The organism is Pseudomonas sp. S2_B10 (assembly GCF_054668425.1).
In genome coordinates this window covers 4,442,433-4,462,056 of the sequence record NZ_CP162768.1, presented here as the reverse complement: position 1 = coordinate 4,462,056, position 19,624 = coordinate 4,442,433, and the positions used below count along the sequence as shown (strand labels likewise).

Annotated in this window: 17 protein-coding genes, 1 tRNA gene, 1 pseudogene and 1 riboswitch; of the genes and pseudogenes, 14 read left to right on the top strand and 5 right to left on the bottom strand. The window is 60.5% G+C overall.

What is annotated here, in order from left to right; genetic code table 11:
• Positions 1-161: 161 nt before the first annotated feature.
• A riboswitch (guanidine-I (ykkC/yxkD leader) is annotated at positions 162-262 on the top strand.
• Between the two features lie 63 nt (positions 263-325).
• The 12 genes from AB4O45_RS19905 to AB4O45_RS19850 all read left to right on the top strand — a co-directional run bounded on the left by AB4O45_RS19905 (position 326) and on the right by AB4O45_RS19850 (position 14,270).
• Positions 326-1,393: a putative urea ABC transporter substrate-binding protein gene (locus AB4O45_RS19905; protein WP_252887445.1), complete on the top strand. Its 1,068-nt coding sequence runs from the start codon at positions 326-328 to the stop codon at positions 1,391-1,393.
• An 18-nt stretch (positions 1,394-1,411) separates the two neighbouring features.
• The gene (locus AB4O45_RS19900; RefSeq protein ID WP_041478876.1) at positions 1,412-2,227 is read left to right on the top strand and encodes an ABC transporter permease; all 816 of its coding nucleotides are present in this window, start codon (positions 1,412-1,414) and stop codon (positions 2,225-2,227) included.
• The gene (locus AB4O45_RS19895) at positions 2,224-3,012 is read left to right on the top strand and encodes an ABC transporter ATP-binding protein (RefSeq protein ID WP_095180592.1); all 789 of its coding nucleotides are present in this window, start codon (positions 2,224-2,226) and stop codon (positions 3,010-3,012) included. Before AB4O45_RS19900 ends, AB4O45_RS19895 begins: the two co-directional genes overlap by 4 nt.
• 13 nt (positions 3,013-3,025) lie before the next feature.
• Positions 3,026-3,751, top strand: a complete 726-nt coding sequence (locus tag AB4O45_RS19890) for an urea amidolyase associated protein UAAP1 (RefSeq protein WP_016771290.1) — start codon at positions 3,026-3,028, stop codon at positions 3,749-3,751.
• 11 nt (positions 3,752-3,762) lie between these two features.
• A complete protein-coding gene (locus tag AB4O45_RS19885) occupies positions 3,763-4,404 on the top strand; it encodes an urea amidolyase associated protein UAAP2 (protein WP_016771291.1) in 642 nt (213 codons plus the stop codon).
• 282 nt (positions 4,405-4,686) lie between these two features.
• Positions 4,687-8,322, top strand: coding sequence for an urea carboxylase (gene uca, locus AB4O45_RS19880; protein ID WP_460160451.1), 3,636 nt, complete (start codon positions 4,687-4,689; stop codon positions 8,320-8,322).
• A gap of 25 nt (positions 8,323-8,347) precedes the next feature.
• A complete protein-coding gene (atzF, locus tag AB4O45_RS19875) occupies positions 8,348-10,120 on the top strand; it encodes an allophanate hydrolase (RefSeq protein WP_460160450.1) in 1,773 nt (590 codons plus the stop codon).
• Positions 10,121-10,401: 281 nt separating this feature from the next.
• Entirely contained in the window at positions 10,402-11,889 is a 1,488-nt protein-coding gene (locus AB4O45_RS19870; protein ID WP_041478881.1) for a sensor domain-containing diguanylate cyclase, read from the top strand.
• Positions 11,882-12,112 carry a cysteine-rich CWC family protein gene (locus tag AB4O45_RS19865; protein ID WP_186568305.1) on the top strand — a complete coding sequence of 77 codons (231 nt, stop codon included), beginning with the start codon at positions 11,882-11,884 and terminating at the stop codon, positions 12,110-12,112. Before AB4O45_RS19870 ends, AB4O45_RS19865 begins: the two co-directional genes overlap by 8 nt.
• Before the next feature lie 33 nt (positions 12,113-12,145).
• Positions 12,146-12,838 (top strand): pseudouridine synthase, encoded by a 693-nt coding sequence (locus tag AB4O45_RS19860; RefSeq protein ID WP_137215398.1) that lies wholly within the window; start codon positions 12,146-12,148, stop codon positions 12,836-12,838.
• A gap of 316 nt (positions 12,839-13,154) precedes the next feature.
• Positions 13,155-14,039: an alpha/beta fold hydrolase gene (locus AB4O45_RS19855; protein WP_041478884.1), complete on the top strand. Its 885-nt coding sequence runs from the start codon at positions 13,155-13,157 to the stop codon at positions 14,037-14,039.
• 157 nt (positions 14,040-14,196) lie between these two features.
• Positions 14,197-14,270, top strand: a tRNA-Gly gene (locus tag AB4O45_RS19850).
• A 145-nt stretch (positions 14,271-14,415) separates the two neighbouring features.
• On the opposite strand, the gene AB4O45_RS19845 is transcribed toward AB4O45_RS19850, so the two are convergent.
• Positions 14,416-15,699 (bottom strand): type II toxin-antitoxin system HipA family toxin, encoded by a 1,284-nt coding sequence (locus AB4O45_RS19845; RefSeq protein ID WP_095180587.1) that lies wholly within the window; start codon positions 15,697-15,699, stop codon positions 14,416-14,418.
• Entirely contained in the window at positions 15,699-15,995 is a 297-nt protein-coding gene (locus tag AB4O45_RS19840) for a helix-turn-helix domain-containing protein (protein ID WP_095180586.1), read from the bottom strand. The genes AB4O45_RS19845 and AB4O45_RS19840 overlap by 1 nt, the downstream gene beginning before the upstream one ends.
• A 299-nt stretch (positions 15,996-16,294) precedes the next feature.
• Here AB4O45_RS19840 and AB4O45_RS19835 point away from each other — a divergent pair, with 299 nt between their 5' ends.
• Positions 16,295-16,504 carry a transcriptional regulator gene (locus AB4O45_RS19835; RefSeq protein ID WP_081932519.1) on the top strand — a complete coding sequence of 70 codons (210 nt, stop codon included), beginning with the start codon at positions 16,295-16,297 and terminating at the stop codon, positions 16,502-16,504.
• Between the two features lie 64 nt (positions 16,505-16,568).
• On the opposite strand, the pseudogene AB4O45_RS19830 reads toward AB4O45_RS19835, so the two are convergent.
• Together AB4O45_RS19830 and tam are read right to left on the bottom strand one after the other, a co-directional pair.
• Positions 16,569-16,928 (bottom strand): annotated as a pseudogene (locus tag AB4O45_RS19830) (DUF6124 family protein).
• A gap of 587 nt (positions 16,929-17,515) precedes the next feature.
• Positions 17,516-18,286 carry a trans-aconitate 2-methyltransferase gene (gene tam, locus AB4O45_RS19825; protein ID WP_310214721.1) on the bottom strand — a complete coding sequence of 257 codons (771 nt, stop codon included), beginning with the start codon at positions 18,284-18,286 and terminating at the stop codon, positions 17,516-17,518.
• 176 nt (positions 18,287-18,462) lie between these two features.
• Between tam and AB4O45_RS19820 the strand changes: the two genes are divergently transcribed.
• Positions 18,463-18,873 carry a low affinity iron permease family protein gene (locus AB4O45_RS19820; RefSeq protein WP_016771301.1) on the top strand — a complete coding sequence of 137 codons (411 nt, stop codon included), beginning with the start codon at positions 18,463-18,465 and terminating at the stop codon, positions 18,871-18,873.
• Positions 18,874-19,035: 162 nt separating this feature from the next.
• On the opposite strand, the gene AB4O45_RS19815 is transcribed toward AB4O45_RS19820, so the two are convergent.
• On the bottom strand, positions 19,036-19,539 hold the full coding sequence (locus tag AB4O45_RS19815; RefSeq protein WP_095180584.1) for a DUF4142 domain-containing protein: 504 nt from the start codon (positions 19,537-19,539) through the stop codon (positions 19,036-19,038).
• Positions 19,540-19,624: the final 85 nt, after the last annotated feature.

The window sequence follows — 19,624 nt, the reverse complement described above, 5'->3', positions numbered from 1 at the left end:
ATGACGGTGCAACCACGCACCACCACGATGCGCTGTCGCTCGCCCCGCTCACCTCGGCAATCCAGCAAATCCCCGCCGCAAAGGCCTCGGCCCGACTTGGCACGCCTCTCGCTTTAGCAAACCCGTGCAGGAGTCATCACAGGTTCGCGGCACCACAATTTGCAATGGCTGACTAGGGTTCCGGCTCGCAAGCGCGAGTGGCTGGTCCGAGAGTTGGCGACCTCCAGTTGAGGTTACACGGCGGGACAAAAGCCCGGGAGACAAGCCACCGTTCGCGGTGCCGCGTTGCCTTCCTGTCCGCCCTCGATCAACTGGAGAATCCGCAATGATCCGACTACGTTTCCCCGCCCTGCTCGCCGCCGCCTTCGCCGCGCTCATCAGCACGCAATCTTCCGCCGCCCAGAAAGACCACTTCAGCGTGTGCTGGACGATCTACGCCGGCTGGATGCCATGGGAATACGCTGGCAGCCAGGGCATCGTCGACAAATGGGCGAAGAAATACGGGATCAAGATCGACGTCGTGCAGCTCAACGACTACGTCGAATCGATCAACCAGTACACCGCCGGCCAGTTCGACGGCTGCACCATGACCAACATGGATGCGCTGACCATTCCGGCTGCCGGTGGTGTCGACAGCACCGCGCTGATCGTCAGCGATTTCTCCAACGGCAACGACGGCATCGTGCTCAAAGGCGAAGGTAAAAAAGTCGCCGATCTGAAAGGCATGGACGTCAATCTGGTCGAGCTGTCGGTCTCCCATTACCTGCTGGCCCGCGCGCTGGACTCGGTGGACCTGACAGAGAAAGACCTGAAGGTGGTCAACACCTCCGACGCCGACATTGCCGCCGCGTTCAACACCAACGACGTCAACGCCGTGACCACCTGGAACCCGATGCTCTCGGATATCAAGGCCAAACCCGGCGTCACCGAAGTGTTCAATTCCAGCCAGATCCCCGGCGAGATCATGGACATGATGGTGGTCAACAGCGCCACCCTCAAAGACAACCCGGCACTGGGCAAAGCGCTGACCGGGGCGTGGTTCGAAGTGGTCGCTTTGATGAACGCGAAAAATGCCGCGAGCAAAGCTGCGCTGGAGCACATGGCCAAGGCCTCGGGAACTGATCTCGCCGGCTTCCAGGCGCAACTGGACACCACAAAACTGTTCGCCACGCCGAGCGAAGCGCTGAATTTCGCCACCAGCAAACAACTGCCGGACACCATGCGCAAGGTCGCCGAATTCTCCTTCGAGCATGGTCTGCTCGGCGAAGGCGCGAAGGACCCGAGCGCGGTCGGCATGTCCTTCGCCAACGGCGTGACCAGCGGCGACACCGCCAATCTCAAGCTGCGTTTCGATCCGACTTACATGCAGATGGCCGCCGACGCCAAGCTGTAAGCCACGGAGGATTTGGCCATGCGCCTGATCAATCGCCACCCCGATCGCCCGAGTCGCCTGTTGCTGGTGATCCTGCCGTTCGCGCTGGTGCTGTTCGCCTACTTCACAGGCTCGGCCGAGCGCCTGGCGGACAACCCCAACGACAAACTGCTGCCCAGCGCCGTGCAGATGAGCGACGCGGTAAAACGCCTGGCCTTCAACGCCGACAGCCGCACCGGTGAATACCTGTTGTGGCAAGACACCGCGGCAAGTCTGCGCCGCTTGGCCATCGGCCTCGGCATCGCGGCGCTGGCAGGTCTTTGCCTCGGTATTGCGGCGGGCACCCTGCCGCTGTTCGGCGCGCCGTTGTCGCCGCTGCTGACGGTGCTGTCGATGGTGCCGCCGCTGGCGATCCTGCCGATTCTGTTCATCGTCTTCGGGCTGGGCGAGTTGTCGAAAGTCATGCTGATCGTCATCGGCATCACCCCGGCGCTGGCCCGAGATCTGGAACAGCGTGCCCGCGACATTCCGGTCGAACTGCTGATCAAGGCGCAGACCCTCGGCGCCTCGACCTGGACGCTGATGCTGCGCGTGGTCTTGCCGCAGCTGTTGCCGCGCTTGCTGATCTCGCTGCGTTTGATGCTCGGTTCGGCATGGCTGTTCCTGATTGCCGCCGAAGCGATCGCCTCCACCGACGGCCTCGGCTACCGGATCTTTCTGGTGCGGCGCTACCTCGCCATGGATGTGATCCTGCCCTACGTGGTGTGGATCACCCTGCTCGCCTGGCTGATGGACTGGGGCTTGAAGCAGCTGACCCAGCGCGCTTTCCCTTGGTACGAGGGAGCAGCGAAATGAGCTTCATCACAGTTAAGAACGTCTGGCAGCAGTACGCCGATCAAGTGGTTCTGGAAGGCTTGAACCTGAGCGTCAACGAAGGCGAGTTCTGCACCCTGGTCGGCGCCTCCGGTTGCGGCAAATCGACCTTCCTGCGCCTGCTGCTCGGCCAGGAAAGCGCCAGTCGCGGGGAGATTCTGCTCGACGGCCAGCCCTTGGCCAGCGAACCGGATGCCAGCCGTGGCGTGGTCTTTCAGCGCTACTCGGTGTTCCCGCATCTGAGCGTGCTCGACAACGTCACCCTCGGTCTCGAATTGCCGCGCGCGCCCTTGCTTGGTCGGCTGTTCGGCAACGCCAAACGCGAGGCTCGCGAGCAGGCAGCAGCACTGCTGAGCAAAGTCGGCCTCGGCCATGCGCTGGACAAGTACCCGGCGCAGCTGTCCGGCGGCATGCAGCAACGCTTGGCCATCGCCCAGGCGCTGATCATGAAGCCGCGCGTGTTGCTGCTCGACGAGCCCTTCGGCGCACTCGACCCGGGCATTCGCAAAGACATGCACGCGCTGCTGCTGGAGCTGTGGCGCGAGACGCAACTGACGGTGTTCATGGTCACCCACGACCTGTCCGAAGGCTTCAGCCTCGGCACGCGTCTGCTGGTGTTCGACAAGGTGCGCCTCGACCCGCACGCCCCCGGCGCCTATGGCGCCCGCATCACTTACGACATCCCGTTGAACAGCGACCGCCGCGCCCAGCGCGCCGCCGTCGAGGCCCTGCCGCTGCCGCTGGCGGGCACCCTTCGCACTGCTTGAGAGGACTGCTGCAATGACTGATTCAATCCAACTTTTCCCACCCTTCGCTGAGGAAATGCTGCCGGGCGGCGGCCACCGTTCGTTCGTGCTCAAGCGCGGCCAATTGCTGCGCCTGACCGACCTGCGCGGTGGCGCCAATGTCAGCCTGACCTTGCTTAATGCCAATGAAAAAACCGAGCGGCTGAACCTGCCCGACAGCCTCAAATGCCAACACACCGCCAAGCTCACCGCCGGCCACTGCCTGTACTCGGACATGGGCCGCGTGCTCGCCGCGATCACCGCCGACACCTGCGGCTGGAGCGATAGCCTCGGCGGTGTGCTTTGCGCACAGGAAGTCGCCGAAAAGTACGGTCAGGGCCGCTACCAGGAATTGCGCAACGGCTTCTTTCGCAATGGCACCGACAACCTGCTGGTGGAACTCGGCAAGTGGGGCCTGGGCCTGTCCGACCTGCTGATGACCCTGAATCTGTTCAGCCGTGTGAACGTCGATGAGGCCGGGCGTTTCCACTTCGTCGAGGGCAATTCGAAGGCCGGTGACTACATCGAGTTGTACGCGCCGATGGACACCCTGGTGGTGCTCACCGCCCTGCAACATCCGATGGACCCGTCACCCGAATACGCCCCGAAACCTCTGAAGCTGAGCTGGATGAACGCCGACGCCAGCGTCGCCGAACACTGCCGCACTTCGCGCCCGGAAAACGAGCGCGGCTTTATCAACACCGACCGTTTGTTCGCCTGAGGATCGCTGCCATGTCACTCGCAATCGCCACTTCGCACAAGCAAGCCGACAGCGCGATCTACCGCGCGACCATTCCCGCCGGCGAGCCCTGGCTGATGGAGGTCAAGGCCGGGCAGACCCTGCGCATCCTCGATCTGGAAGGCAATCAGGCAGTCGACACTTTGTTCTACAGCCTCGCCAACCCGAAGGAACGCTACGACGTGCAACGCACCTTGCGCCGGCAGAACAGCGTCTACCTGAGCACCGGCAGCGTGCTGTATTCCAACCTCGGCCAGCCGATGCTGACCATCGTTGCCGACACCTGCGGGCGCCACGACACCCTCGGCGGCGCCTGCGCGCAAGAGAGCAACACCGTGCGCTACGCCCTGGAAAAACGCTACATGCACAGCTGCCGCGACAACTACCTGCGCGCCTGCGCCCACGACGGCCGATTGAGCAAGAGCGACATCGGGCCGAACATCAATTTCTTCATGAACGTGCCAGTGACGGCGGACGGCGGGCTGACTTTCGAGGACGGTATTTCGGCGCCGGGCAAGTATGTCGACTTGCGCGCCGAGATGGACGTGATCGTGCTGATTTCCAACTGCCCGCAGTTGAACAACCCGTGCAATGCCTACAACCCGACCCCGGCGGAGTTGCTGGTATGGAACTGACCATCAGCCGTTTACGCCGTTGGCTTTTTGCCCTGTGCCAGGCGCGTTCCGGGCAGTGCCTGAAACCTTCAAGGCACTGATAGTCCTGTGGGAGCTGGCTTGCCAGCGATTGCGGTGTTTCAGTCACCAACAATGTTGGATGTGCCGACCTCATCGCTGGCAAGCCAGCTCCCACAGGAGTTTGTGGTGGGTTTGAGTGAAGTGTGTTTTTTCCATCCGGGACGGCCCGGATGTCTGTCGAAAAACAGCGGGACGGCCCGCTCCCCCTTCAGGGGTTATGCCATGTTCGAAAAAATCCTGATCGCCAACCGTGGCGCGATTGCCTGTCGCATCCTGCGCACGATCAACGTGCTGAAGGCCCAAGGCGTCGCCGTGTACTCAGAAGCCGATGCTGCCAGCCTGCACATCTCCCAGGCCGCTGAAGCGTACAGCCTCGGCGAAGGCGCGGCGTCCGCGACGTATCTGGCCGTCGATAAAATCCTCGCTATCGCCAAACAAAGCGGCGCCACGGCGATTCATCCCGGCTACGGATTTCTCTCGGAAAACGCAGCGTTCGCCGAAGCCTGCGAAGCGCAGGGCATCGCCTTCATCGGCCCGACGCCGGAGCAATTGCGGGTGTTCGGCCTCAAGCACACTGCTCGCGCATTGGCCAGACAGCACGGCGTACCGATGCTCGAAGGCACCGACCTGCTCGACAGCCTCGATTGCGCGCTGAGTGCCGCCGAACAGGTCGGCTACCCGGTGATGCTGAAAAGCACCGCTGGCGGTGGTGGCATCGGCATGCGCGTGTGCCGCAGCGCCAGTGAATTGAGCGAATCATTCGAAGCGGTGAAACGCCTCGGTCAGAACAACTTCAGCGACGCCGGGGTGTTCATCGAGAAGTACATCGAACGCGCGCGGCATCTGGAAGTGCAAGTGTTCGGCGACGGCTGCGGTGAAGTCATCGCTCTCGGTGTGCGCGACTGTTCGGTGCAGCGGCGCAACCAGAAAGTCCTCGAAGAAACCCCGGCGCCGAACTTGCCCGAAGGCATGGCCGATGAGCTGTGCGCGGCAGCGATCAAACTGGCGCAAGCGGTGAATTACCGCAGCGCCGGCACCGTCGAATTCGTCTTCGACAGCGAGGCCCAGCGCTTCTATTTTCTCGAAGTGAACACGCGCTTGCAGGTCGAGCACGGCGTCACCGAACAGGTGTGGGACGTGGATCTGGTGCGCTGGATGATCGAGCTGGCCGCCGGTGATCTGCCGCCGCTGAACGAGTTGTATCAAGGCCTGGAACCGCAGGGCCATGCGATTCAGGCACGTCTGTACGCGGAAGATCCGGGGCGTGATTTCCAGCCGAGCCCGGGCCTGCTGACCGCTGTGCAATTTCCGCCAGCCAACGGCGTTGAGTTGCGCATCGACACCTGGGTCGAAGCCGGTGTGGAAATCCCGCCGTATTTCGACCCGATGATTGCCAAGCTCATCGCTTGGGCGCCGAGCCGCGAACAGGCTCGCGCCGAACTCCATCAGGCACTGGGCGATAGCCTGCTGTATGGCGTGGAAACCAACCGCGATTACCTGCGGCAGATTCTCCTCGATACTCCATTCGCCAGCGGCCAGCCGTGGACCCGTTGCCTGGAAAATCTGCTCTATCACGCCAACACCTTCGAAGTGCTCAGCGCCGGCACGCAAACCAGCGTGCAGGACTATCCCGGACGCCTCGGTTACTGGGCCGTCGGCGTGCCACCCTCGGGGCCGATGGACAGCCGAGCGCTGCGTCTGGGCAATCGCCTGCTCGGCAATGAACAAGGCGCCGCCGCACTGGAAATCACCATGAGCGGGCCGATCCTGCGCTTCAATTGTGACGCGGTGGTCGCGGTGACCGGCGCGCCGATTGCCTTGACCCTTGACGCTGAACCGGTGCCGATGAACACCGCGCTGCTGATCCCGGCCGGCGCGACATTGCAACTGGGCAGCATCAGCGGCGCCGGCGCGCGCAGTTATCTGTGCCTGCGCGGCGGCGTGCAGGTGCCGGATTATCTGGGCAGCAAAAGTACCTTCACCCTCGGCCAGTTCGGTGGGCATGGCGGGCGCGCGTTGAGGGCCGGTGACGTCTTGCATGTGCCGGCATTGGCCGACCACAGCGCCGGCCAGCAACTGGCCGAACAGCACATCACTGCGCTGCCGAGCGTGCGCCAGATCCGGGTGATCTACGGTCCGCACGGCGCGCCGGAATACTTCAGCGAAAACTACATCACCACGTTCTTCGCGACCCAGTGGGAAGTGCACTTCAACTCCAGCCGCACCGGCGTGCGCCTGATCGGACCGAAGCCTGAGTGGGTGCGTGAGGATGGCGGTGAAGCGGGTCTGCACCCGTCGAACATCCATGACAATCCGTATGCGATTGGTGCGGTGGATTTCACCGGGGACATGCCGGTGATTCTCGGCCCGGATGGCCCGAGCCTGGGTGGGTTCGTCTGCCCGGTGACGGTGATTGAGGCCGATCTGTGGCAGCTGGGGCAGCTCAAGGCGGGCGATAAAATTCAGTTCACTCCCGTCGACCTCGGCACCGCCCGCGATCTCGCCCTGAAATGGGATGCCCCCTGTGGGAGCTGGCTTGCCAGCGATGGTGCCCGATCTGACACCGCATCAACATCATCGCTGGCAAGCCAGCTCCCACAAGGGATTGTGTCGCCTGTGGTTCTTGAGTTGGGTCAGGGGGATCGGCGGCTTGTCGGGAGGGTTTCTGGCGACACTCATTTACTGCTGGAAATCGGCGAGCCCGAGCTTGATCTGGTCCTGCGCTTTCGCGCCCACGCGCTGATGCAGGCGCTGGAAAGCCAGGTCCTGCATGGGGTGATCGACCTCACCCCGGGCATTCGCTCGCTGCAAGTGCACTACCAGCCCGAGCAACTGCCGCTGGCCGATCTGCTCGGCATCATCGCTGGCGAATGGGACGCGGTGTGCGCCGCCAAGGACTTGCAGGTGCCTTCGCGCATCGTGCACTTGCCGCTGTCGTGGGACGACCCGGCCTGTCAGTTGGCGATCGAGAAATACATGACCACCGTGCGCAAGGACGCGCCGTGGTGCCCGAGCAACCTGGAGTTCATCCGGCGCATCAACGACCTGCCAAATCTCGACGAAGTGCAGCGCACGGTGTTCGATGCGAGCTATCTGGTGATGGGCCTTGGCGACGTCTATCTCGGCGCGCCGGTGGCCACGCCGCTCGACCCGCGTCATCGTCTGGTGACCACCAAGTACAACCCGGCACGTACCTGGACGGCCGAAAATTCGGTCGGCATCGGCGGCGCCTACATGTGCGTGTACGGCATGGAAGGCCCGGGCGGTTATCAGTTTGTCGGGCGCACCCTGCAGATGTGGAATCGCTATCGCGAAGTCGCCGCGTTCGACGGCAAACCGTGGCTGCTGCGCTTCTTCGATCAGATCCGCTTCTACCCGGTCAGCGCCGAAGAACTGCTGCGCATTCGCCGCGATTTCCCGTTGGGGCGCTTCGATCTGAACATCGAACACAGCCAGCTCAACCTCGCCGACTATCAGGCATTTCTCAGTCAGGAAGCCGCGGGCATCAGCGCTTTCCGTGCGCAGCAACAGGGCGCGTTCAAAGCTGAACGCGAGCGCTGGATCGCCAGCGGCCAGGCGCATTTCGACAGCGAAGAAGCCGTGCCTGACGCCAGCGAAGAAGCACCACTGGAAAACGGTGAACACAGCGTCGACAGCCACATCGCCGGCAATCTCTGGCAGGTGCAGGTCGAGGCCGGCCAGCGTGTCGCGGCGGGCGATGTGCTGGTGATTCTCGAGTCGATGAAGATGGAAATCCCTGTGCTCGCGCCGCTGGCCGGTGTGGTGCGAGAGATCCGCGTGCAACCCGGTTCGGCGGTGCGCGCCGGACAACGGGTGGTGGTGCTGGAACTCGACTGAAGCCATTTTTTATAAGGATCAACCGATGAATCTGCAACTCGATGCACTGCGCCAGGCCTATCGCAATGGCGACACCACACCGCGCCAACTGCTGCTGCAACTGCGCGAAAAAGCCGCTGCGCTGAATCCCGACTATCACCTGTTCATCCACCTGCTGAGCGTCGATGAACTGGAGCCGTACCTCGCCGCCCTCGACGGTCGTGACCTCGACAGTCTGCCGCTGTATGGCGTGCCGTTCGCGATCAAGGACAACATCGATCTGGCCGGCATTCCCACCACAGCCGCGTGCCCGGCGTTTGCCTATGTGCCGCAGCAGTCGGCGACCATCGTCGAGCAACTGTTGGCGCTGGGGGCGATTCCGCTGGGCAAGACCAATCTCGATCAGTTCGCCACCGGCCTCAATGGCAGCCGCTCGTCTTATGGTGCGTGCCCGAACAGCGTGCTGGCGGAGTATCCGTCCGGCGGTTCCAGTGCGGGTTCATCCCTGGCGGTAGCGCTGGGTGTGGCGAGTTTCGCCTTGGGCACTGACACCGCCGGTTCCGGGCGAGTGCCGGCGGCGCTGAATAATCTGGTGGGATTGAAGGCGAGCAAGGGCCTGATTTCCACCGCTGGCGTGCTGCCGGCGTGCCGCACGCTGGACTGCGTAACCACCTTCACCGCGACCGCCCGTGAGGCCAGTCAGTTGCTGGCGTTGACGGCCAGACACGATCCTCGCGATGAGTACAGCCGACGCAATCCGGCCTGGAATGACGGCTCGGCATTTGGCGCGCCACGGCCGTTTCGCTTCGGCGTGCCACGGGCACAGGACCTTGAATTTTTCGGCTGCAACGAGGGGCCACAGTTGTTCGCAGCGGCCATCGAACGGCTCAAGGCTTTGGGCGGCGAGGCAGTCGAATTCGATCTGTCGCCGTTTCTCGAAGCAGCGCGTCTGCTCTACGACGGGCCGTGGGTCGCCGAGCGTTACAGCGTCGCCGGTGAGCTGCTGGAGCAGAATCCCGAAGCGGTGCTGCCGGTGATCCGAGCGGTGCTGGCCAAAGCTCCGGCAGTGACTGGCGTGCAGACCTTCCGCGCGCAATATCGATTGCAGGCGCTGAAGGCCCTGTGCGACGAAGCCCTGGAAAATCTCGACTGCGTGCTGACACCGACCATCGGCCGTCCAGTGACCCTGGCCGAACTTGAGGCGGAACCGGTGCTGCGCAATTCCGAACTTGGCTATTACACCAACTTCATGAACCTGCTCGACTACGCCGCCGTCGCCGTGCCGACCGCGTTCATGGGCAATGGTTTGCCGTGGGGCGTGACGTTGTTCGGGCGGGTATTTACCGATCAGTATCTGTTGAGCGTGGCGGATGCCTTGCAGCGCCCGCAGGACAGTGCCCTGCCAGCTCCGGCGAACCCAGCGCGCAATGACCGCGCTCGATTGGTGGTGTGTGGCGCGCATCTGCAAGGGCTGGCGCTGAACTGGCAACTGACCCAGCGTGGCGGGCGTTTGCTGGAAACCACATTCAGTTCGCCGGACTATCGACTGCACGCCCTCGCCGGCGGCCCACCGCTGCGTCCGGGGATGGTACGAGTCAAGGACGGCGGCGTGGCGATTGCCGTGGAGGTCTGGGAATTGCCGACCAGTGAATTGGGCTCGTTTCTCACCGGAATTCCGGCGCCGCTGGGGCTGGGCAAGGTGCAGCTGGCGGACGGGCGCTGGGAGAGCGGGTTTATCTGCGAGCCGTATGGCCTGGAGGGTGCGGTGGATATCAGTCATTTGGGGGGATGGCGGGCGTATCTGGCATCCCGGGGCTGATCCGAAAGCTCGCCCTCACCCTGGCCCTCTCCCCCAGGAGAGGGAACTGACCGAGGTGACTGTCCATCGGTTGCCATTGGCTGATACCGAGTCGATCACAGATTTTCCATCACCCTCAATCCAGCTCCCTCTCCCCCGGGAGAGGGCTGGGGTGAGGGGCTGCGATTTCCCTGACACACCCCCACGTCATATCCCCCGCCATTTCAGGCACAAATCCCGCAGTGTTTTCCCGACCATCCCACTAGAATGCATCCCATCGGGCCACTGCCAACGGATCTGCCATGCCGCTTCGTTCTCCCTTGTACTCGCAACGTTCACTGGTGCTCACGTTGGTCGCCCTGCTCGGCGCCGGGTTTCTCGCCACCTCGCTGTTGAGCTATTTCGCTTCCCGCGAGTCGATCCGCGACAACATCGTCAACACTGAACTGCCACTGACCTCCGACACGGTCTATTCGGAAATCCAGAAAGATCTGGTCCGGCCGATCCTGATTTCCTCGATGATGTCCCGTGACACGTTCATGCGCGACTGGGTGGTCAACGGCGAGCAGAATCCCGAGCAGATGACCCGCTATCTCGACGAGGTCATGACCCATTACGGCGCCTACACGGCGTTCTTCGTTTCCAATGCCACGCTCACCTACTACCACGCCAAAGGCGTGCTCAAACAGGTCAAAGTCGATGAGCCGCGCGACACCTGGTACTTCCGCGTGCGCGACATGCAGGACCCGTACGAGATCAACGTCGACCCGGATCTGGCCAACAAGGACAACCTGACGTTCTTCATCAACTACAAGGTCTACGACTACCACAACCGCTTCATCGGTGCCGCGGGCGTGGGCCTGACGGTGGACGCGGTGATCAAGCTGATCGACAAGTATCAACAGCGCTATCAACGCAGCGTGTACTTTGTCGACACCTTCGGCCGCCTCGTATTGACCGGTGCCGAGGGTGGTCCGGAAGGCGCGCACATCGGCCAGAGTCTTGGCGAACTGGAGAGCATGAAAAGTCTGGTCAGCCAGTTGCCCAAGCCGCACAGCGGCAGCTACGAATACTCCACCCACGGCCAGGGACATTTTCTCAACGTGCGGTTTATCCCCGAGTTGAACTGGTACCTGTTCGTCGATAAACGCGAAGACGGCGCGCTGAGCGAGATCCGCCAGTCGCTGTATCTCAATCTGCTGATCTGCCTGTTGGTGACGTTGATCGTACTGGCGCTGCTCAATCGGGTGATCAAGCGCTTCCAGGCGAAGATCCAGGCGCACGCCACCCTCGACAGTCTGACCGAGCTGCCGAACCGACGCGGCTTCGACATCCTCGCTGCGCAAGCGCTGCACGAGGCCCAACGGGAAACCAAGCCGCTGACCGCTCTGTTGCTCGACCTCGACCACTTCAAAGCCTTGAACGACACCTACGGGCACATGGCTGGCGATCAGGTGTTGATCGGTTTCGCCCGCGACCTGCAAAGTTGCCTGCGTCACGCCGATATCGTCTGCCGCTGGGGCGGTGAAGAGTTCATCGTTCTGTTGAAAGACACCGACGGCGAGACCGGGCAGAAAATCGCCGAGAAAATCCGCCAGCACGTCGAACAACACGAATACGCCTACGATGGCCACAGCCTGCATCTGACCGTGAGCATCGGCGCCACCACCGTGCAACGCGATGACACCTTGCACACTCTGCTGTCCCGGGCCGATCATGCGATGTACCGCGCCAAGCAAACCGGGCGCAACCGCACCTGCATGGAAATGCCGCACTCGACCTATGCCTGATAACGACGTCAAACCCGACCAATGCCCGGCCTGCGGTGCGCGCAACGATTGCAGTCTCGCCGACCCGCGCACCGCCGACCGCGAATGCTGGTGCTACGGCGTGACCATCGACCCGGCAGTGCTCGAAGCGCTGCCGGCCGAGTTGCGCAATCAAGCCTGCCTGTGCCCGCGTTGCGCCCAGGTTGAAGCGCAACTGCAAGCAGGCCGGCGGCCGATCCCGTAAGATGCGCGGCCCTTTGTCCGTTGAATCCTGACCATGCGTGTCGATCGTTTCCTTAGCAATCTGCCCCGCTACAACCGTCAGCAGGTGCGCCTGTTGCTGGTGGAAAAGCGCGTGCGGATTGACGGAAAAGTCGTCAGCGACCCGCACAGTGAGGTGCTGGAATTCAGTCGGGTCGAAGTCGACGATGAGGTGCTGCAGAGCGGTAAACCGGCGCGCTATTTCATGCTGCACAAACCGCCGGGTTGCGTCAGCGCCACCCGCGATCCGCAGCATGCGACCGTGCTTGACCTGCTCGACGAACCGCACAAGGACGATCTGCACATCGCCGGACGTCTGGATTTCAACACCACCGGGCTGATGCTGATCACCAATGACGGCGCCTGGTCGCGGCGCCTGACGCAGCCGCAAACCAAACTGGCGAAGGTCTATTACGTCGAAACCGAACAGGACATCGACCCGAGCTACGCGCTGAAATTTGCCGAGGGCATCTACTTCGCTTTCGAAGATCTGACCACGCAACCGGCACAGCTTGAGCTGCTCGGCCCACGCTCCGCACGGTTGAGCATCGTTGAAGGCCGCTACCATCAGGTCAAGCGCATGTTCGGGTTCTTCAACAACAAAGTCCTGCGCCTGCACCGCGAATCCATCGGCGAACTGACCCTCGATCACGCGCTAAAACCGGGCGAGTACCGCGCTTTGCGCACCGAAGAGATTCATTTGTTCTAAGCCGGCGACCGCTCAGCCGAAGTTGTCGAACAATTCGCCGACGGCACTTGCGTGATCCTGAGTCCCCTGCTTGAATCAGGACGTCGGCCGAAATGTGACCGATGAGTCACCACATACTTCCAAGAAACTTTTTGTCGGTCGTCTGCCCTCAAGGGCTGCGCCTCAGCCGGCAATCTGCCCGCCAATAACAACACCCGTCGACCTGCCGTACCGGATCGACATGGGCCAGCAAATTTCAGGCGTATGCCTACCTGTCACAAAGCTCGTGCAATCTCGATTGCGCGCATACCCGCTTGCTTGCCAGGAGTCTTATGACATGAGGCCAGAAATCGCTGTGCTGGATATACAGGGTCAGTATCGGGTTTACACGGAGTTCTATCGCGCAGACGCCGCAGAAAAGACCATCATTCTGGTCAACGGCTCGATGGCCACGACTGCGTCGTTTGCACAGACCGTGAAAAACCTGCACCCGCAATTCAACGTGGTCTGCTACGACCAGCCCTACGCGGGTCGGTCAAAAGCCCACAACCGGCATGAGAAACATCTGACGAAGGAAGTCGAAGGGCAGATTCTGCTGGAGCTGATCGACCACTTCGCCGCCGAACACGTGCTGTCGTTCTCCTGGGGCGGCGCCGCCACTCTGGTCGCCCTCGCCCAGCAGCCCCGGCGCATCGAAAAAGCCGTGATCAGCTCGTTCTCCCCGGTGATCAATGCGCACATGCTCGATTACCTTGAGCGCGGCGTCGATTACCTCGGCAGCCGCGACGGCGATCGGGTCGGCCATCTGGTCAACAACACCATCGGCAAACACCTGCCGTCGCTGTTCAAGCGTTTCAACTACCGCCACGTCAGCAGTCTCGCCGAGCATGAATACGGACAGATGCATTTTCATATCAACGACGTGCTGCACAGCGATCGCCAGTGCTATCTGAATGCGGCGAAAAAGATCAACGTGCCGGTGCTGTTTCTCAACGGCGAATGGGACGAATACACCGCCGCCGAGGATGCGCGACTGTTCGGCAACCACGTTGCCCACAGCAGCTTCACCACCCTGCAAGCCACCGGACACTTTCTCGACATGGAGCACAAGGCCGCCTGCCGCGACAGCCAGAACGCCCTGCTCGGCTTTCTGAAACCTGCGCCGCAAGCCAGCCGAACGCGCTACTCGTTTGTGCAGGATCAACATGCTTTGGCCATTTGAAACAGCGTCATCGCGGGCAAGGCTGCAAGCTTGAAGTGCCTGTTGCACCGGCGCAGCCCTTGCTCGCGATCGACCGTTTTCTGCGTGGCAAAGCCCTCGCAGAGAAAAGAAAACTTCAAATCCGTGGCCGAGTCTGGTACAAAGTCAGCCGCTCTGAGCGGGTATAGTTTAGTGGTAGAACGAAAGCTTCCCAAGCTTTAGATGAGGGTTCGATTCCCTCTACCCGCTCCACCGAATATTGATCTCGCGTTGTGTTGTCCGACGGGGGATGCAGAAATGAAAAACCGGCCTTGATGGCCGGTTTTTTTGTGTCTGGAAGTTGAAGCGTGTTGGCGGTGAAGACTTCCAGAAGATCGCTGAGCCCCTCCTCCCCGGATTACTTCTCGAAATCCTGATGCAGCCTCGCCAGTACATTGAAGATCGGTTCCCCGGCTTTGTGCGGGACATTCAATCGAGTGAATACTTTCTTCCAGTCGGCGAGCGCTGCGAGAGTCTGCTCGATGTATTCCTCGGCCTTGAGGTATTTGTAATCCTTGCAGATCTCCATGATTCGCTTGCGCGTAGGCGTGCCGGGAGTGCGGCCACCGAAGTCAGTGGTGTGCTCGCCCATGGCGTTTGCGAAAGTCAGGTCGTATGCCGGGGACAGCGTCCAGGTTTCTTTCTCGCCTTTTTTTTCAGGATTGTGGCAGAGAAAGGCAAAGTTCTTCGCATGGTCGTCATGGTTGTGAGACAGCGCATTGAAGATCATTAACCTGGCCATCTTTTCCACTTCGACGGAGCTTCTGGTCAACACCTGAGTGAGCTTGAGCAGGTTCGGGTAGTCGATGGATGACAATGCGCGGTAGTCCGCGTACATGAGCGCCGAGACGGTCATCATGTGAATCTTGCGCTCGCCGTCGCGGTCGAAGCGCTTGGTTGCGAAGAAACGCTCAACCTCGCCGCCAGGCATCTGCACATCCAGAAGATCCGATTCAGCCATGGTCACTCCGGCGGCACGAGCCATCTCGGCATAGGCGAGTTCAATGCCGCCGGTTTCAATCGGTTCGTACAATGCCCTGAACTTCACGATCCAATGTGCATAGCCCTCGGGCAGGGCATCAAAGGCCGAAATTGCGTGTTTTTTGTCGGCAGACAGCGCCACGATTGCCTTCGGTCGTGCGCCCCCCGGTGAGCCACCGGCCAGTCGCAATTTGGTAAGCACAGCAGGGGTCTCACCCTCTTGAACTTCGATTGAAGCTTCGTAGAGTTGGCAAATATCCAAAGGGCCTGTGAGCTCTGTTTTTTCCGCCTTCGGCTGATATTCAAACGCCCCCATACTGCGCTCGCCCATATAAGCAAGGCGATCAAGCGCTGTGAGGGTAAGGTGGGTGCCGTCACCGAAGGTGCTGTCGAAATATCGATCCATCAGCAGCATGCCCCAGCCGTCAGGCAGTGAATCGGCGAACGGTCCGTGTAGCCCTTCGAAGAGGCTGGTGTTCCTGGCCAACTGGGGCTTTTCGTCCCAAGCCATTGTCAGCGGCGAAAGATTGTAGCCAGTGGCAAGCCAACCCGGATCGTAAGCGAAGTAAATCCCCCGGCCCGCGACTCTGACCAGCTCACCAACCTTGGCGCCCTCTTTCAAAACATCCAGCGCTTCTGTGTGTTTGAAAGGCTTGATCATCAGCGCATCCCTCTCTTGCGCCTGGCATTCTTCAGCTCATCCAGCGAGCTCGGTTGCTCTGGTTTGAACAGCCTGGTCACAGCGTTGAGTTCATCAAGCGCAGTGGCTATCAGGATCAAAGCCTCCAACGTCACGAGGCCGGTCGCTTCGAATCGCTTGATGGTGGATTCGGAAACCCCCGCCTTTTCTGCGAGCGTCTTGCGGGAAAGGTTTTTGGAGAGCCGCAGGATTTTGGCGTTTTCTCCGACATTTCTAGCGATCTCAGCCGGCGAGTGAAGCAAATGCATGAATGACATGGCAAACCCTTCCAATTCTTAAGGATCTTAATAGAGCCATTGTAGCCATCTAAACTCCCTTAAGGATCAGATATGACCATTTTTGAAAAATTTCACTAATTTCGTGGAGCAATAGAGATCTTCTGATTGCTACACAGCTGACATTGAGGATTACGCGGTTGGGTCACGCGTGGCCGCTTTTGTCACCGCGAATCTGACTCTCCGCAATGCAGTCATATTTGGCAACGTAATGATGAACACAGCGTTTGTTGTGCCGTTCAAGATCGCCGCTCATGTGGTTACCAAAGCGGACATCATTTATGGACATCAAACCCATTCGGAGCACTGAAGACTTGTCCGCAGCATTGCTGCGTATCGAGCAGATTTGGGGCGCTGAGATGAACTCGCCGGAAGGCGATGAATTGGAAATTCTCGCTCGGCGGGTGGGCGAGTATGAGGAGCAGCAATTCCCGATTCCCCCTTCCGAGCCCTTTCAAGAGGACAAACCTGGTATTGATCAGCGGTTTTGACGCTGCACTAGCCGAAAAACCGGTCGCAACGACCGGTTACTTTTTACTCGGAAATCAACGCCGGCTAACCCACCGGCACCACATTATCCAACACCTGATTCACCGCCAGCTCGCCCAGCATGACGACCTGGGCGATGCCGAGCAGGGTTTTGCGCTGGCTGCCGTCGAGCAAGGCGGCGAAGTCGCCGGGCATGACGCTGACCGATCCGAGGGATTAGCTGGCATTGACCGATAGCGACCCGGTGTCGGTGCCTGGATTGACCATGAACATGCTGCTGGCCTGGTATGGCGGTGAGCTGGTTTGCGGCGGGATGAGATAGTGGTCGAGAGCGCGTTCGGCGGCTTCGTGGAGTTTTTTCGAATCGAGGGACTCGTAAGGAGAGGCCGGATCGGTTTCCGGCGGATTTGGCGTTACTTTGAACACGGGGCGGTACCTTTCATTTGAGCCGCATCCACCACGCTACTAAACGGGAGGGTGGCGGCTGTACGCAAGTTAGTAGACCGGACCCATCCCCCATCCGGCGCACCCGAAGGCGCCATGCGCACAGCCACCATAAAATACAGGCACGCGCCTGATTCAACGGAACTCGTGCAACCGTTACGAGGAGGACATTACCGGGCTACTAAACCCGATCACTGGAAATCAGTGACGCGAACCAAGTTACCGACCGCCCTCCAGGCGCACAAGCCGGCGGATTCTGGCGTACCGGTAGGCAGCGGCGCAAGGATTTGTAGGCATCGGGACGCAACGTGATTCAACTTTAAACAGCCATAGCGCACCACGTGTAAAAGCCTGGAAAACAGAAGGAAATTTCCGACGAGCTCAGCGTGAACGAGTTGAAAGGATGCCAGAGGACGATGATGTTGGCGGTGCAGCGGTGATCGGGTTTCTGCGCCAATAAGCCCCTCACCCTAACCCTCTCCCGAGGGAGAGGGGACCGACCGTGTTGCGTTCAAGAGATGCGCCGACCAGAGATAACGTGGCGAACTCAAGACACTTGGTGGCGTAACTCAACGGGTCGCAATAATGAACAATCGTGGAAACGGCAACAGCACCGAGCCGTCAGCCAAGGCCGGATAAGCCTTGGTAACCTCCGGCAGATACCGCTGCAGATACTGAGCCCGCTCCTCCTCGGTCAATGGGCTCAGGAATGGAATCAACCCGCTACCCTTGAACCACTCCACCACCCCCGCCGCCCCGTCCCGAAGTTGGTGGTGATAGGTGGTGCGCCACACATCGACCCGCGCGCAGTGCGGCCGCAGCATTGAAAAATACTCACTGGCACTGGCCATGTCGGTGCGCTGCCCGGCAGCGTCTGCGAGCTTGCTCGCCCACGGCCCATTGGCGGCGACTTCACGCATCAAGCGGTGGGACGGTTCGTTGAGGTTGTCCGGCATTTGAATCGCCAGGCTGCCACCGTCTGAAAGCTTGCTCGCCAGGGCTGGCAGCAACGAAGCGTGATCAGGCACCCATTGCAGCACCGCATTGGCGAAGATCACATCAAACGGCCCCTGGTCAGCCCATTTGTCGACCTCGGCCACCTGAAACTGCACGTCAGGCAAGCGCTTGCGCGCGGCTGCAATCATGTCCGCCGAACTGTCGAGGCCACTGACGCTCGCCTCGGGAAAACGCTGCACCAGCAATTCGGTGGAATTGCCCGGTCCGCAACCAATGTCCACCACCGCCCGGGCCTGCGCGGTGGGTATCGCCGCCAACAGATCACGGGCCGGGCGGGTGCGTTCATCTTCGAAAGCGACGTATTGCTTGGCAGACCAACTCATTGCGTTCTCCTGTCGGGGCATGGCTTGAAACCGGGAAGTGCAGCTGCCCATACCATACAGCGATAAGGCCGATGAGCTCGCCTCGCCTCCGGCGTCCGGCCCGGTTATTTGTAATTAGAATTTTCAGCACAACACCGATGTCTGAATTTCAAGCTCCCAAAACAAGGACTTCCATCATGAAATTCGCAAAGATTGCCCAGAAACTTGCCCTGTGGGCCGGTAGCCCGAAGACGTTCATGGGGGCGTTGATTCTGATCGGGCTGTGGGGGTTGAGCGGGCCGATTTTTGGTTACAACGACACGTGGCAGCTGATCATCAACACCTCGACGACGATCATCACGTTCCTGATGGTGTTCCTGATTCAGAACACGCAGAACCGCGATACCGACATTCTGCATTTGAAACTCGATGAGCTGTTGCGAGTGAACAAGGAAGCGCAGAACGCGATGCTCGGGCTGGAGGCGCTGGATCTGAAGCAGCTCGAAGCGCTGCGCCGGCATTACCGCGCGCTGGGTGAGAATCAGGTGTTTGATCTTGAGGGGCTTGGCGACAAGAGCAAGCCAAAGCAGGATTTGAATGAGTGCTGAGCAAGTAAACACACCCTGTGGGAGCGAGCCTGCTCGCGAAGACGCAGGGTCAGTCAAAACATCATTGACTGATACACCGCTTTCGCGAGCAGGCTCGCTCCCACAGGGTAAGCATCGCATTTCAACTGAAGGTTTCGCTCGCGCTGCAACAACAAGGCGAAGTTAGCGACTGGCCTGCAACGCTCGAGCTTTCTCCAGATGGCTTTGCAGTTTCGGCAAAGTCTCATCGGCAAACGCTTTGATTTCCGGCACGTCGGTGGTCTGTGCCTGTTGCTCGATCTGGGTAATGGCCTCTTCGGTCGCCTTGACCTGACTGGCGGCGTAAGCCTGATCGAATGTGGTGCCGTCCTTCACTTCCGGCATCAGCTCTTTGGCCTTGTCGGCGAGTTCTTCGCGGGGGGCAACCGGCAGGTCGAGTTTCTTGGCGATTTTCGCCAGATGCTGGTTGGCTGTAGTGCGGTCGTTGATCACAACGATGGTGTAATCCTTGACCTCTTTCGATTCGGTCTTGCCGTGGGCCAGACGACTGGCTTCGATGTCGGCCATGCCTTTGGCAGAGGCATCGTTGATGAATTCGGCAGGCGACTGGGCGAACGCACTGCTGGCGCACAGGCCCAGCAGGGTTGCAAAACTGACGTTACGTAAACGGGTGGCCATCCGGCTCATGGTCGCGCCCTCCTTCGTGGAAAATTCAAACGGGCCGTGATTCGCCCGCTGCTCAAATGTCGCGGCGGACAATTGTCCGCCTCAG